General features: G+C 33.1%; 18 protein-coding genes, 1 tRNA gene and 2 other annotated features. Of the genes, 18 read left to right on the forward strand and 1 reads right to left on the reverse strand.

Annotation, left to right across the window (positions count from 1 at the left end):
• Window positions 1-5 precede the first annotated feature (5 nt).
• Window positions 6-1,070, forward strand: coding sequence for a DNA integrity scanning diadenylate cyclase DisA (gene disA, locus ACSYT2_RS14830; protein WP_430857787.1), 1,065 nt, complete (start codon window positions 6-8; stop codon window positions 1,068-1,070).
• Window positions 1,071-1,261: 191 nt separating this feature from the next.
• On the opposite strand, the gene ACSYT2_RS14835 is transcribed toward disA, so the two are convergent.
• On the reverse strand, window positions 1,262-1,657 hold the full coding sequence (locus tag ACSYT2_RS14835) for a nucleoside triphosphate pyrophosphohydrolase family protein (RefSeq protein WP_430857786.1): 396 nt from the start codon (window positions 1,655-1,657) through the stop codon (window positions 1,262-1,264).
• Between the two features lie 295 nt (window positions 1,658-1,952).
• Here ACSYT2_RS14835 and ACSYT2_RS14840 point away from each other — a divergent pair, with 295 nt between their 5' ends.
• From ACSYT2_RS14840 to rplL, 17 genes are all read left to right on the forward strand, one after another.
• Window positions 1,953-3,047 (forward strand): PIN/TRAM domain-containing protein, encoded by a 1,095-nt coding sequence (locus tag ACSYT2_RS14840; RefSeq protein ID WP_430857785.1) that lies wholly within the window; start codon window positions 1,953-1,955, stop codon window positions 3,045-3,047.
• 16 nt (window positions 3,048-3,063) lie between these two features.
• Entirely contained in the window at window positions 3,064-3,735 is a 672-nt protein-coding gene (gene ispD / locus ACSYT2_RS14845) for a 2-C-methyl-D-erythritol 4-phosphate cytidylyltransferase (RefSeq protein ID WP_430857814.1), read from the forward strand.
• A gap of 77 nt (window positions 3,736-3,812) precedes the next feature.
• Window positions 3,813-3,993, forward strand: a binding site (T-box leader).
• 82 nt (window positions 3,994-4,075) lie between these two features.
• A complete protein-coding gene (locus ACSYT2_RS14850) occupies window positions 4,076-5,791 on the forward strand; it encodes a proline--tRNA ligase (RefSeq protein ID WP_438385109.1) in 1,716 nt (571 codons plus the stop codon).
• A gap of 15 nt (window positions 5,792-5,806) precedes the next feature.
• On the forward strand, window positions 5,807-7,207 hold the full coding sequence (gene cysS, locus ACSYT2_RS14855) for a cysteine--tRNA ligase (RefSeq protein WP_430857783.1): 1,401 nt from the start codon (window positions 5,807-5,809) through the stop codon (window positions 7,205-7,207).
• A 47-nt stretch (window positions 7,208-7,254) separates the two neighbouring features.
• Entirely contained in the window at window positions 7,255-7,671 is a 417-nt protein-coding gene (locus ACSYT2_RS14860; protein WP_430857782.1) for a Mini-ribonuclease 3, read from the forward strand.
• Between the two features lie 20 nt (window positions 7,672-7,691).
• The gene (gene rlmB / locus ACSYT2_RS14865; RefSeq protein ID WP_430857780.1) at window positions 7,692-8,573 is read left to right on the forward strand and encodes a 23S rRNA (guanosine(2251)-2'-O)-methyltransferase RlmB; all 882 of its coding nucleotides are present in this window, start codon (window positions 7,692-7,694) and stop codon (window positions 8,571-8,573) included.
• Window positions 8,574-8,587: 14 nt separating this feature from the next.
• Window positions 8,588-9,100, forward strand: a complete 513-nt coding sequence (locus ACSYT2_RS14870; RefSeq protein ID WP_430857779.1) for an NYN domain-containing protein — start codon at window positions 8,588-8,590, stop codon at window positions 9,098-9,100.
• 73 nt (window positions 9,101-9,173) lie between these two features.
• Window positions 9,174-9,815 carry an RNA polymerase sporulation sigma factor SigH gene (gene sigH / locus ACSYT2_RS14875; RefSeq protein ID WP_430857778.1) on the forward strand — a complete coding sequence of 214 codons (642 nt, stop codon included), beginning with the start codon at window positions 9,174-9,176 and terminating at the stop codon, window positions 9,813-9,815.
• Window positions 9,816-9,893: 78 nt separating this feature from the next.
• A tRNA-Thr gene (locus ACSYT2_RS14880) sits at window positions 9,894-9,969 on the forward strand.
• 61 nt (window positions 9,970-10,030) lie between these two features.
• Window positions 10,031-11,224, forward strand: a complete 1,194-nt coding sequence (gene tuf / locus ACSYT2_RS14885; protein ID WP_430857764.1) for an elongation factor Tu — start codon at window positions 10,031-10,033, stop codon at window positions 11,222-11,224.
• 177 nt (window positions 11,225-11,401) lie between these two features.
• Entirely contained in the window at window positions 11,402-11,551 is a 150-nt protein-coding gene (gene rpmG / locus ACSYT2_RS14890; protein WP_430857777.1) for a 50S ribosomal protein L33, read from the forward strand.
• 51 nt (window positions 11,552-11,602) lie between these two features.
• Window positions 11,603-11,824 (forward strand): preprotein translocase subunit SecE, encoded by a 222-nt coding sequence (secE, locus tag ACSYT2_RS14895; RefSeq protein WP_430857776.1) that lies wholly within the window; start codon window positions 11,603-11,605, stop codon window positions 11,822-11,824.
• Window positions 11,825-11,855: 31 nt separating this feature from the next.
• Window positions 11,856-12,377, forward strand: coding sequence for a transcription termination/antitermination protein NusG (nusG, locus tag ACSYT2_RS14900; protein WP_430857775.1), 522 nt, complete (start codon window positions 11,856-11,858; stop codon window positions 12,375-12,377).
• An 84-nt stretch (window positions 12,378-12,461) separates the two neighbouring features.
• Complete coding sequence (gene rplK / locus ACSYT2_RS14905) at window positions 12,462-12,887, forward strand: 50S ribosomal protein L11 (protein ID WP_430857774.1); 426 nt, start codon at window positions 12,462-12,464, stop codon at window positions 12,885-12,887.
• A gap of 52 nt (window positions 12,888-12,939) precedes the next feature.
• Window positions 12,940-13,629, forward strand: coding sequence for a 50S ribosomal protein L1 (gene rplA / locus ACSYT2_RS14910; RefSeq protein ID WP_430857773.1), 690 nt, complete (start codon window positions 12,940-12,942; stop codon window positions 13,627-13,629).
• A 42-nt stretch (window positions 13,630-13,671) separates the two neighbouring features.
• Window positions 13,672-13,799 (forward strand) — a sequence feature (ribosomal protein L10 leader region).
• A 37-nt stretch (window positions 13,800-13,836) separates the two neighbouring features.
• Window positions 13,837-14,340 carry a 50S ribosomal protein L10 gene (gene rplJ, locus ACSYT2_RS14915; protein WP_430857772.1) on the forward strand — a complete coding sequence of 168 codons (504 nt, stop codon included), beginning with the start codon at window positions 13,837-13,839 and terminating at the stop codon, window positions 14,338-14,340.
• 38 nt (window positions 14,341-14,378) lie between these two features.
• A complete protein-coding gene (gene rplL, locus ACSYT2_RS14920; protein WP_430857771.1) occupies window positions 14,379-14,744 on the forward strand; it encodes a 50S ribosomal protein L7/L12 in 366 nt (121 codons plus the stop codon).
• The last annotated feature ends 241 nt before the right edge of the window (window positions 14,745-14,985 follow it).

Genomic DNA, 14,985 nt, shown 5'->3' on the forward strand with positions numbered 1-14,985 from the left:
AGTGTATGAGGTTAGAAAAGGATGTAGCAATAAAAAATATATTGAAAATAATGTGCCCTGGAACAGCATTAAGAGAAGGGCTGGAAAATATTTTAAGAGCTAAGACTGGTGGATTAGTTGTGTTAGGGGATAACGAAGAAGTAATGAGGATAGTAGATGGAGGATTTTCTATTAACTCAGAGTACAATCCAGCATATGTTTATGAACTTGCCAAAATGGATGGGGCAATAGTTCTAAGTACAGATATAAAGCGTATTGTTTCTGCAAATACCCAACTATTACCTGAATCAACAATTCATACTTATGAGACTGGAACAAGACATAGAACAGCTCATAGGGTGGCTAAGCAAACAGGGACTACAGTTGTAGCTATATCTCAAAGAAGAAATATGATTACAGTTTATAAAGGTGATATTAAATATGTGTTGAGAGATAGTAGCATAATTCTAGGGAGGGCCAACCAAGCAGTGCAAACCCTTGAAAAGTATGTTGCTGTATTAGAGAGGGTAATTAACAATCTAAATTTATTAGAGTTCCAGGATCTAACAACATTATTTGATGTAGTTACCGCGATACAAAGAACTGAAATGGTAATGAGAATTGTTGAAGAAATTAATATGTACATATTAGAATTGGGGAATGAGGGTAGGCTTATTTCAATGCAATTAGAGGAATTGGTAAGGCATATAGAGAGAGATGGAATATTATTGATAAGAGATTATATAAGTGATGAATTGAATTTCAATGAGGTTTATAAAGATATACAACGATTATCACAGTCAGAGCTTTTAGATTTAGAAGTTATAGCAAAACAAATCGGGTATGGTGGAGAATCATTAGTAGATACATTAATTTCACCACAAGGGTATAGAATTCTAAGTAAGGTTCCAAGAATACCATCAACTGTAATTGAAAATTTGATAAAGCATTTTAAAAATTTCAAGAGTATCATTGAAGCTGATATAGATGAATTAGATAAGGTAGAAGGTATAGGGGAAGCCAGAGCGACTGCAATTAGAAATGGGTTAAAGAGGATAAATGAACAAGTTTCCTTAAAGAAAGAATTATAGGATGATGAGTATTCATTGTCCTTTTTTATTTTCAATATACTATACAGATTAAGCTATGTAGGAATATTAAAATATAAAAAAGATAACAATAAAGAAGGTAATATAATCTATTGGATTAAGAAAATTAAAAATAAACGAGATAATTCAATAATGAAATATCTCGCTTATTAAAAGAGTCCTAAGAAATTTGATTATCTGAAAGTGAATTTACCAAGAGTGTTAATCTTATCATTTTCTTTAATAAGGATATCATATAGATTTATATCTAAATCATTGCAGAGAGAGGTAAGATAAAAAAGATTATTACCCATTTCCCTTTCGATTATTTCACGACAAGAATTACATACTTCACCTTCTATATGAGTAGCTAAACAATCAGAAAGACCATCTATTGAATCGTTACCTAGTAGATCTTGCTTCTTTGCATTGATTTGAATACATCCACAATTCGTAACAGCTTTTACAATAGCTCTGTTGACTCTAGCACTTGATTCTGAATATTTAGTTATAATATCAAGAATACTTTTATGTCGTAATAGTGATTCGTTCACAGAGTTTTGAAACTCATCAAAAATTATATCCTTCAAGGATCTCAACTCCTTTTCATTTTAAAGGTGGACATTAAATTAAAAATAATTATAAGAATTTCCAATTTATATAGTAAACAGTTGGTAGCTACTGCTGTTTACATACTCATAATAAACAATCTTAAAATAAATTCATAGGGGGTAAAAAATTAAAAAAATCTGAATTTATTATTTATTTATGCTAGGGGTAGTTTTAATATGGTATAATTAAATAAATCCTTATAAGGCTTATTTAAAAGGATTAATGGAATGTATTATGAGAATTGTGTCAATAATCATATAAGGAGGTGAAGATATGTTAAAGAAATTAATAAGAGGTGTATTTACACTTGGTGGGGCTACTATAGGATATGTAGTTGGAGAGGCTATATTAAAAATTCCACAAGTTCAGGAGTTAAAATATCTATCTGATACTTTTGGTGCGGTATTATTTGTTATTTTTATTTGTTTGGTGTTTGGTATTATATTATATTTAGTATCTCCAGCGATATACACTGCTATAGGAAGCCTAATTGAATATGTAGAAAAGAATATGCAAAAATTAACTGTTAGTGAAATAGTTTATGGTGCGGTAGGGGCTCTAATAACATTAATAATAACTAGTTTATTAACTAGTCCATTATTAAATCTTCATAAAATATTTGGACCAATGCTAGTAATACTAATAAATATAGTAGCAGCTATTATTGGGATGGATATTATGATTAAGAAGAAGGAGGATATAACTAATATCCTGTTAAGTTTAAAAAAGAGTTCAACAGTTAAAGAGAAGAAGACTAAGAATGCATCAAAATCTATACCGAAGGTTTTAGATACATCAGTAATAATTGATGGTAGAATTTTTGATATATGTGAAACTGGATTTGTTGAAGGACCGTTAGTAATACCTAATTTTGTTTTAGATGAATTAAGACATATTTCAGATTCATCTGATGCCTTAAAAAGAAATAGAGGTAGAAGAGGTTTAGATATTCTAAATAAGATTCAAAAGGAACTAACTATTGAGACCCAAATTTGGGAAGGAGATTTTCCAAAGATTGCAGAAGTAGATAGTAAGCTACTAAAGTTAGCGCAGAACTTGAATGGTAAAGTTGTGACTAATGATTATAACTTAAATAAAGTAGCTGAAGTTCAAGGAGTGCCTGTATTAAATATTAATGAACTATCTAATGCAATTAAGCCAGTTGTAATTCCAGGAGAAGAAATGACCGTTGATGTTGTAAAAGATGGGAAAGAATCAAGTCAGGGAGTTGCTTACTTGGATGATGGAACTATGATTGTAGTAGAGGGTGGAAGAAAGTATATGAATCAAACAATAGATGTTCTTGTTACTTCAGTTCTACAAACAGCAGCAGGTAGAATGATTTTTGCTAAACATAAGGAAGGTTAAGGGAGAATAGTATTTGATGATTTCTGCGATAATTTTAGCTGGTGGTAAAGGGAAAAGAATGGGAAGTGATTTGAGCAAGCAGTTTATACTTGTTAATAAAAAACCCATTTTATACTATACAATCAAAAGATTTATAGAGTGTAGTATTATAGATAAAATAGTGTTAGTACTACCAAAAGATGAAATAGAGTATTGTAAAAAAGAAGTATTAGATAGGTATTCACTAAAGGTCCAATGTATAGTTGAAGGTGGAACGGAACGACAAGACTCTGTATATAATGGACTAATGGCAGCAGAAGGCTGTGATATAGTGTTAATTCATGATGGGGCTAGACCTTTTGTATCAAATGAAATAATAGAGAATGGAATAAATTATGCAATGAGATACGGAGCAGCAGCTCCAGGAGTAGTACCAAAGGATACCATAAAGATTAAAGATGAAGATGGGTTCTCTAAGGAAACACCAAACAGAAATTCCTTGGTAGCGGTCCAAACTCCACAAGTTTTTAAATGGAAAGTAATAAAGGATTGTCATGAAAAGATTAGAGAAGAAGATGTAGCAGTAACTGATGATACAATGGTAGTTGAGAGATATGGGAACAGGGTATTCCTATATGAAGGTGAGTACACTAATATAAAAGTAACGACTCCAGAAGATCTGTTAATTGCAGAATACTTATCTAAATAAAAGAGATTTATTGATATGTTGACATGATTTTACCGAGACGATATAATTAATATTACAAAATTTATATAATTATCATGTTTAAAGCAATGAAGAAGAATAGTAAGAATCGTCCTATCAGAGAGAAAGTCCTTTGGCTGTGAGATTTTCAAAAGATTTTGAACCAGCTTCTGAGCAATAGGTAAAAACTATCGGTTTAACACCGTTATCATTATTAGAGAACAAATTTAGGTGGTACCGCGAGCAAAATTCGCCCTAGAATATAGGGTGGATTTTTTTTATTTTAAAATAAGAAACTTAAATACGAATAAAATATGGGATTTATAAGGGAGGAATTTTTAAAATGAAAATGTCAAATATGTTAGTCTTAACATTAAGAGAAGTTCCAGCTGAAGCTGAAATAGCAAGTCATAAACTTATGCTAAGATCAGGTATGATGAGAAAAATGGCTTCAGGAGTATACAATTACATGCCTTTAGGGTTAAAGGTTTTAAAAAACATAGAGAGTATAGTAAGAGAAGAAATGAATGAAGCTGGAGCACAAGAGTTTCTTGCATCAGCAATGCTACCAGCAGAATTATGGCAAGAATCAGGTAGATGGGATGTTTATGGGGCAGAAATGTTCAGACTTAAAGATAGAAATAATAGAGATTTCTGCTTAGGACCAACACATGAGGAAGTATTTACTGATATAGCTAGAAATGAGATTAAGTCATATAAGCAATTACCAGTTAATCTTTATCAGATTCAAACAAAGTATAGGGATGAAAGAAGACCAAGGTTTGGGGTTATGAGAAGTAGAGAGTTTGTTATGAAGGATGCGTATAGCTTTGATAAGGATCAAGATGGATTAGATATTTCATATAACAAGATGCATGATGCATACGTAAAGATATTTAATAGATGCGGCCTTGATGCAAAGTGTGTAGAAGCAGATTCAGGTGCAATTGGTGGATCAAATTCAGCAGAATTTATGGTTAAATCAGAAGTTGGTGAAGATGATGTAGTGTTCTGTAATCATTGTGATTATGCTGCTAACATTGAAAAGGCTCCTTCAACTCCAGAAAAAGCTGAGAAAGAAGAGTTAAAAGAAGTTAATAAGGTTGAGACTCCAAATGCTAAGACTATTGAAGATTTAGTTAAATTCTTTAATACTAATGAAAAAAGCTTTGCTAAAACTCTAATATTTAATGCTGATGGTAAGATTGTTGCAGTAATGGTTAGAGGAGACAGAGAGGTTAATGAAGTTAAAGTCACTAATGCATTAGGTGAAGTAATTAATTTAGATATGGCAACTTCTGAAGAAGTTTATGGGGCTACATCAGCTGCAGTAGGGTTTGCAGGGCCAATTGGAATAAAGGTAGATGAATTACTAGTAGATGAAGAAGTAGCCAACATGTATAACTTTATAGTTGGTGCTAATGAAACAGGATATCATTTTGAAAATGTTAATTATGGTAGAGATTTTGAAGGGAAAGTTGGGGATTATAGAAATATAACAGCTGGTGAAGAGTGTCCAGTATGTGGCGACAAGGTTACTATTTCAAGGGGAACAGAAGTAGGTCATATATTCAAGCTTGGAACTAAGTACTCAGAAGCTATGAACGCCAACTTTATTGATGAAAATGGAAAGCAAAAACCATTCTTAATGGGGTGTTATGGGATAGGTGTAACAAGAACAATGGCATCAATAATTGAGCAACACAATGATGAAAATGGAATTGTATGGCCTTTGGCAGTGGCACCATATCATGTATCAGTGATTCCAGTGAACATAAAAGATGAAGAACAAATGAAGGTTGCAAATGAGTTATATAATTCACTAAAAGCATTAGGTGTTGATGTAGTAATGGATGATAGAAATGAAAGAGCAGGGGTTAAGTTTAAAGATGCAGAAATCATAGGTATACCAATGAGAGTTACAGTTGGTAAAAAGATATCTGAAGGTGCTGTGGAGTTTAAACTAAGAACAGGCGGAGATAACGAATTAGTTAAGATTGAAGAAGTCTGCGATAGAGTAAAAGCAGAGTTTATGAAAAATAATCTAACAATAAAGTAATTTAGGAGGAGAAGAATGAAGCTATATAATACTCTGACTAGAAAAAAAGAAGAATTTATTCCTATTACACCTGGAGAGGTTAAAATGTATGTTTGTGGACCTACTGTTTATAACTTTTTCCACATAGGTAATGGTAGAACTTTTATTATATTTGATACTATCAGAAGATACTTTGAATATAGAGGGTATAAGGTTAAATTTATACAAAACTTTACTGATATAGATGATAAAATGATTAATAAGGCTAATGCTGAAGATACTACAGTAAAAGAAGTAGGAGATAAGTATATTAGTGAGTATTACAAAGATGCAGATGCGTTAAATATAGAAAGAGCAACTGTAAATCCTAGGGCTACCGAATACATCCAAGATATAATTGAGTTTGTTGAGGGACTAATCGAAAAGGGGTATGCATACGAAGTTGATGGAGATGTTTACTTTAGTACGAAAAAGTTTGAGGAGTATGGTAAGCTATCAGGGCAGAACTTGGATGATTTGCAGGCAGGTGCGAGAATAAATGTAGATGAAAGAAAGAAAGATCCTATGGATTTTGCAATATGGAAGTCTCAAAAACCAGGAGAACCAGCTTGGGAATGTCCTTGGGGAATGGGAAGACCAGGATGGCATATAGAATGTTCATGTATGGCAAAGAAGTTATTAGGTGATACAATCGATATTCATGCAGGTGGAATGGATTTATCCTTCCCACATCATGAAAATGAAGTAGCACAAAGTGAGGCGTTAACAGGAAAGCCATTTGCAAATTATTGGTTACATTCAGCATTTTTAAATGTTAATAATCAAAAAATGTCTAAATCATTAAATAACTTTTTAACTGCAAGAGATATATTAAAAGAATATGATGCTGATGTTGTAAGGTTCTTATTATTATCAGGTCACTATAGAATACAATTAAACTTTAGTGAGGATTTATTAGAGTCAGCTAAAGCATCTGTTGAAAGATTATATAATGCTATAGGGAATTTAGAAAATTTAATTGATGAAGTATCTAGAGATGAAATGAATGATCAGGAAAAGATGTATCTAGATTCACTAAATAAATATAGAGAAAAGTTTATTGAGAAAATGGATGATGACTTTAACACAGCTGATGCGATTTCTGTGCTCTTTGAATTATCTAAGGACACAAATACTAATGTAACAATTGAATCCTCAAGAGAACTTGCTACAAAAGCATTAGAATTAATAAGAGAACTTGGTGGTACACTAGGAATACTTCAAAAGTCAACAAAGGGAAGCCTTGAAGATGAAATAGAAGCATTAATAGAAGATAGACAAAATGCCAGAAAAAACAGGGATTTTGCTTTAGCGGATAAGATAAGAGATGATTTAAAAGCTAGGGGAATAATCCTTGAAGATACACCACAAGGGGTAAGGTGGAAAAAGGTTAATTAAAAAGAAGGGGCTGCAGTTTTGCAGCCCTTATTTAAAGGAGAATACATATGTTAGAGGATTTAAGAGAAAGAGAATTCAGTAAGAATGAAGCTAGAATGTTAAACCCATTACAACTTGCTTTAGTTGGAGATGGAGTTTATGAACTTTTCATAAGAAGTTATGTATTATCATCAAACACTGAATTATCAGCTCATAAAATGCATAAGGCAGCAATCAGTTTTGTTAAAGCTAAAGCTCAATCAATGATAATGCATGTGATAGAAGATGAATTAACAGAGGAAGAAGCTTATATTTTCAAAAGAGGAAGAAATACCAAATCAGCAACAGTACCTAAAAATGCAGATGTAAGAGATTATAGGATGGCAACAGGTTTTGAATCCTTAGTTGGATATCTATATTTAGTCGGTGAGAAAGAACGGTTAAAATATGTGCTAAATAAAAGTATTGAGATTGTAAACAGTTAAGTTTATAAGGAGTGAAGTAAATGAAAAAAGAATTTAATAGAAATACAAAAAATAAAGATAGAGTAGTTAAAGGTAATAAGGAAGAAAAAAATAATAGAGAAGTAAAAGCTAAGAATAATAGAAATAAACAAATAGATATTAAAGATGTTAAAGTTAGTGAGGAAAGAGAAGATCTAATTATCGGTAGAAATGCAGTAAGTGAAGTTCTAAAGGGTGACAGAACAATAGAAGCATTATATATAGCAAAAGGTCAGATGGAAGGATCTATAAATGCAATTATTGGGTTAGCTAAGGAAAGAAAACTTGTAATAAAAGAGGTTGATAGAAAAAAGCTAGATGTAATGTGCAATGGGGCTGTACATCAAGGTGTTATAGCAATGGTTACACCTTATAAATATTTTGAAGTAGCTGATATATTAAATGCAGCTAAGGAAAAAAATGAAGATCCATTTGTAATAGTATTAGATGAATTAGAGGATCCTCATAATCTTGGATCAATAATAAGAACAGCAGAACTTTGTGGAGTACACGGTATTATTATTCCAAAGAGAAGAAATGTAGGAATAACATCAACTGTATACAAATCATCTGTTGGAGCTATAGAACACGTTAAAGTAGCGAAGGTTACAAATATTAATACTGCTATTGATGAGTTAAAGAACGCTGGGTTATGGGTATATGGTGCGGATATAGAAGGAAGAGAATATAGCTATGAAGTTGATTTCTCTGGAGCCTGTGCTTTGATAATAGGAAGCGAAGGAAGAGGAATATCAAAATTAACATTAAAAAAATGTGATAAGCTTGTTAGAATCCCAATGATAGGGAAGATTAACTCTTTAAATGCCTCTGTTGCAGGTGGTATAATGATGTATGAAGTATTAAAGGGCAGATTAAAAGAATAAATGAGGGAATCTATGTGAAGATAGTATTTGTAGATGGTTATAATGTTTTAAATAGCTGGCCAAACCTAAAAGATAATAAAAATAACAATTTTGATGGGGCTAGACAAAGTTTAATTGATATATTACATAATTATGGATCATTTAGCGATTGTAGGGTTATTTTAGTATTTGATGGCCATAAAGTAGCAGGAAATTTAGAGAATAAAGAAGAAATCAATAAGAATTTATCTATAGTTTTTACTAAGGATGGAGAAACAGCAGATAGTTATATTGAAAGAGAAGTACATAATTTAGGTAGAAGATATGAGGTTTATGTTGTTACATCTGATTGGTTGGAACAGCAGACTATATTTCAAAGAGGGGCAGTTAGAGTATCTTCATTAGAATTTTATAACGAAGTAATGGAGACGGAAGATATAATTCGTAAAAAGACTGAAAAAAATAAAGTTCCCTATAAAAATCACTTACAGGACAATATAGATTTTGATGTTTTAAAAAAGCTAGAGGAAATTCGTAGAAGTCGTTGAAATGATTTGACTTGCGAGAATTCGGTAGGGTATAATTTGAATTATACATTAGCCAAGGTTCGGAGGGGGAGAAGTGTTTAATAAAGGGTATTCAGAGGGTATTTATTCAGAATTTGAAGAGAAGTTAGATGAAGAAGTTGTATTAGAAGCTAAAAACGGGAATACTAGAGCTCAAGAATATCTTATTTCTAAGTATGAGAATTTCGTGAAGTCAAAGGCTAAGTCTTATTTTTTAATTGGAGCTGATAAAGAGGATATATATCAAGAAGGGATGATAGGGCTTTACAAGGCTATAAGAGATTTTAAGCCTGATAAACTTACATCCTTCAAGGCTTTTGCTGAATTATGTGTTACAAGACAAATAATCACTGCCATAAAGACGGCAACGAGACAAAAACATATTCCTTTAAATACTTATGTTTCTTTAAATAAGCCGATTTATGAAGAAGAATCTGATAGAACACTATTAGATGTATTAGCTGGATTTAGAATAACAGATCCAGAAGAACTTGTTATAAGTCAAGAACAGATGAATCATATAGAGGATGAGATAGCCAAGGTACTTTCTGATCTAGAATTAGAAGTACTTACATCTTACTTGGATGGAAAGTCATATCAAGAGATTGCTTGTGATTTAGATAGACATGCAAAATCCATTGATAATGCGCTACAAAGAGTTAAGCGTAAGCTTGAAAAATGCTTAGATTTAAAGTAGCTAACTTTTTGTTGACAAATAAAATAAATGGTAGTAAACTTTATAATTGGTATATTGAGAAAAAGTCAATATATGAGTGCTCACGTAGCTCAGTAGGTAGAGCGTCGCCTTGGTAAGGCGGAGGCCGTCGGTTCAATCCCGATCGTGAGCTCCACTAAGAAGAGAAATAGAAAACGCTAGGCAAAGTTTATTGAAGAATAAAGGAGGAATTTACAATGGCAAAGGAAAAATTCGAAAGAAATAAACCCCACGTAAATATTGGAACAATTGGTCACGTTGACCACGGTAAGACAACACTTACAGCAGCTATTACAACAGTATTATCAAAGCAAGGTTTTGCTGAAGCATTTGATTACGCTGCAATAGATAAGGCACCAGAAGAAAAAGAAAGAGGTATTACAATCAATACTTCACACGTTGAGTATGAAACTGCAAACAGACACTATGCTCACGTTGACTGTCCAGGACATGCTGACTATGTTAAGAACATGATTACAGGAGCTGCACAAATGGATGGAGCAATCCTAGTATGTTCAGCAGCAGATGGTCCAATGCCTCAAACAAGAGAACATATACTACTAGCATCAAGAGTTGGTGTTGACTATATCGTAGTATTCTTAAACAAGGCAGATATGGTAGACGATCCAGAATTACTTGAATTAGTAGAAATGGAAGTAAGAGAATTATTAAGCGAATACAACTTCCCTGGAGATGATATTCCAGTAGTTACAGGTTCAGCTTTAAAAGCATTAGAAAACCCAACAGACGAAGAAGCAACTAAGTGCATCATGGAATTAATGGAAGCAGTAGATAGCTACATTCCAACTCCAGAAAGAGCAACAGATAAGCCATTCTTAATGCCAGTAGAAGATGTATTCACAATCACTGGTAGAGGAACAGTTGCAACTGGTAGAGTTGAAAGAGGAGTTCTTCACGTAGGAGACGAAGTAGAAGTAGTTGGATTAAGTGAAGAAAAGAAGAAGGTTGTAGTAACTGGAATCGAAATGTTCAGAAAGTTATTAGACGAAGCGCAAGCAGGAGATAATATCGGAGCATTATTAAGAGGTGTTCAAAGAACTGATATCGAAAGAGGTCAAGTACTTTCAAAGCCAGGTTCAGTACACCCACACAAGAAGTTCGTAGGTCAAGTATACGTACTTAAGAAAGAAGAAGGTGGTAGACATACTCCATTCTTCGATGGATACAGACCACAATTCTACTTCAGAACAACAGACGTTACAGGATCAATCAAATTACCAGATGGTATGGAAATGGTTATGCCTGGAGACCACATCGATATGAACGTTGAATTAATCACTCAAGTAGCAATGGATGAAGGATTAAGATTCGCTATCAGAGAAGGTGGAAGAACTGTAGGTTCTGGTGTTGTTACTAGCATAACAGAATAAGAATTTACCTTTAATAGAGGACTGGGTATTAATACCTAGTCCTTTACAAAGGAACATCATATTGACAGTAGACAACTTTTATGATAATGTCATAAAGTAAATCATAATTACGTAATTAGTTGAAACAGTAAGAGAATTGTCTCTTAAAATATATACGAATAACTGGAGGTGCAGACCGTGAGAGTAAAGATAACTTTAGCATGCACAGAGTGTAAACAAAGAAACTACAACTCAATGAAGAACAAGAAGAATAACCCAGACAGATTAGAAATGCAAAAGTATTGCAGATTCTGTAAGAAGCACACTCTTCATAGAGAAACTAAATAATTAGCAATTAAGTGAAGACACATACTTACAAAATTTAAGGATGTGAAAAAAATGGCTGTAAATAGTAATGTAAAAGCTACTAAAAAAGGTGGCATATTAAACTTTATTAGAGGGATTAAGTCTGAAATAAGAATAATATCTTGGCCTTCTAAGAAAAATACTAAAAAGGCATTAATTGCAGTTGCTATAGTCTCACTAATATACATTGTTTATGTTGGTGGATTAGATTATATTTTTCAAAACCTCTTTGAAGTGATTTTGAAACTTAAGTAAGGGAGGTTTGGGTGATTATCACCGAAAGAATATGAGTGAAAGAGCAAGATGGTATGTAGTGCATACATATTCTGGATATGAAAATAAAGTTAAGGCTACTATTGAGAAGACTATCGAAAACAGAAACCTTCAAGAATTGTTACTTGATATTCAAGTTCCGATGGAAGAAGTCGTTGAAGAAAAAGATGGTAAGCAAAAAGTTTCCTTAAAGAAAAAATTCCCGGGATATGTACTAGTAAAAATGTTGATGTCAGACGAATCTTGGTATGTAGTTAGAAATACAAGAGGAGTTACTGGTTTCGTTGGACCTGGATCAAAACCAGTTCCACTTACTGATGAAGAGGTTGAATCTATGGGAGTTGTTGAACTACCACAGGATATCGATTTAGAAGTAGGAGAAAGTGTGAGAGTAATCTCAGGGCCTTTAAGAGAATTTGTTGCTTTAGTTCAAGAAATAAACATTGAAAAGCACAAGATAAAGGCATCAGTAGATATGTTCGGCAGAGAAACTCTAGCTGAATTAGACTTTAATCAAGTTGAGAAGTTAGTTTAGTAATTTACATAAATTATAAGACTAATGTTAATTAAGTGGGAGGACTTTAAGTCCGTAATCACCACCGTATAGGAGGAATAACAAATGGCTAAGAAAGTAACTGGAATGATAAAACTTCAACTTGCAGCAGGTAAGGCAACACCAGCTCCACCAGTTGGTCCAGCATTAGGTCAACATGGTGTAAACATAATGGGATTCTGTAAGGAGTTTAACGCTAAAACTGCAAATCAAGCTGGATTAATAATACCAGTAGTAATTACAGTTTACCAAGATAGATCTTTTAGTTTCATCTTAAAGACTCCTCCAGCTGCAGTACTAATCAAGAAAGAATTAGGATTAGAAAGCGGTTCAGGAGTACCAAACAAAACTAAGGTTGGTAAGATAACTAAGGAACAAATAAGAAAGATCGCAGAATTAAAGATGCCAGATTTAAATGCTGCTACAATCGAGACTGCTATGAGCATGATCGAAGGAACAGCTAAGAGTATGGGCGTAACTATCGAAGAGTAATTCATAAAAATGTGGGAGGTCAAGGCCGCTATTACCACGAAGGAGGCTTATTATGGGAAAAAAATATGTTGAAAGTGCAAAGTTAATAGATAAAAATGCTTTATACACTCCTGCAGAAGCTTTAGAGCTTACTGTAAAGACTGCAAAGGCTAACTTCGATGAAACTATCGAGTTACACGTAAGACTTGGTGTAGATCCAAGACATGCAGATCAACAAGTTAGAGGAGCAGTTGTTTTACCAAACGGAACTGGCAAGACTGTTAAAGTATTAGTGTTTGCTAAAGGAGATAAGGCTAAGGAAGCTGAAGCAGCAGGAGCAGATTTTGTTGGAGCAGAAGAATTGGTTCAAAAGATCCAATCAGAAAACTGGTTCGACTACGATGTAGTTGTAGCTACTCCAGATATGATGGGTGTTGTTGGTAGAATAGGTAGAGTATTAGGACCTAAGGGATTAATGCCAAACCCAAAATCAGGTACAGTAACATTTGATGTTGCTAAGGCAATTGCAGATATTAAAGCTGGTAAGGTTGAGTACAGAGTAGATAAAACTGCTATAGTACACTGCCCAATCGGTAAAAAATCATTTGGAGCTGGAAAGTTACAAGAGAACTTCCACACTCTAATGGAAGCTTTAATTAAGGCTAAACCAGCAGCAGCTAAGGGACAATACGTTAAATCAGTAACTGTTTCAAGTACTATGGGACCTGGAGCAAAGGTTAACCCAACAAAAGTTTTAGAATAGTATTGACTTAATATAATTAAGCTGATATAATCTAATTCGTTGTGAAAAATGAATAATATTCCGTAGACAGTAGGTGCGAAAGCATAATGTAAATCATCCTACCGAGGGTAGAATATAATGTTTATTATAGGTCTTCCATTGTCTACGGGAAGACCTTTATTAATACAATAAAGCAGTTAAAAACTGTGAGGAGGTGGACACACAGTAATGAACAAGAATAGAGAATTAAAGCAAGCAAAAGTTGCTGAAATTAAGGAAAAATTAGAAAAGTCACAATCTGTTATTCTTGCTAGCTATCAAGGTCTTACTGTTGAACAAGATACTCAACTAAGAAAGAACTTAAGAGAAGCAGGTATAGAATATAGAGTTTACAAGAATTCTTTAGTGACATTAGCAGCAAAGGAATTAGGTTTAGACGGTATTGAAGAATACTTAGAAGGACCAGTTTCAATAGCATTCGGTTATGAAGATGCTACTGCTCCAGCAAGAGTTTTAAATGACTTTGCTAAGGACCATAAGAAACTTGAATTAAAAGCAGGTATTGTTGAAGGACAAATCTTTGACAAAGAAAAGGTTACACAACTTGCTTCAATACCATCAAAAGAAGTTCTTATTGCGAAACTTCTTGGAAGTATCAAGGCTCCATTATCAAACCTTGCATACTTATTAAATGCAATAAAAGAGAAAAAAGAAGCTGACTCAGCTGAATAATTAAAACATGTTTAAGTAATTTTGGAGGTGCAATTAAAATGACAAGAGAAGATATCATTCAAGCTATAAAAGAAATGAGCGTTTTAGAATTAAATGAATTAGTAACAGCTTGCGAAGAGGAGTTCGGTGTTAGCGCTGCTGCTCCAGTTGCAGTTGCTGGTGGTGCTGTTGCAGGTGCTGCAGCAGAAGAAAAGACTGAGTTCGATGTAGTATTAGCAAGTGCTGGTTCTCAAAAGATCAAGGTTATAAAAGTAGTTAGAGAAATTACTGGATTAGGATTAAAGGAAGCTAAGGAAATAGTTGACGGAGCTCCTAAGACATTAAAAGAAGCTGTAGCTAAAGAAGAAGCTGAAGACATCAAGGCTAAATTAGCTGAAGTTGGAGCTGAAGTAGAAGTTAAGTAATTTTACTTAATATAAAAAAGGTGCTATATTAGCACCTTTTTTATTGCCTAAAACTATATAATAAATTTCAATGTGATTATAAAAAAATATTGACATTAAAATGTTGATATGGTAGTATCATTAAATGTACTATTTATTATGGATAATTATAATATAATGGTAAAAAACGTATAACCGTCAAAAAAATGGTTATACTAAGATGATGATGTTCTCCGAAAACATAAAAGTCCTTAGGGAAAGT

Origin of the sequence: Clostridium zhoujianii (assembly GCF_051590805.1) — a bacterium.
Lineage (GTDB): Bacteria > Bacillota > Clostridia > Clostridiales > Clostridiaceae > Clostridium.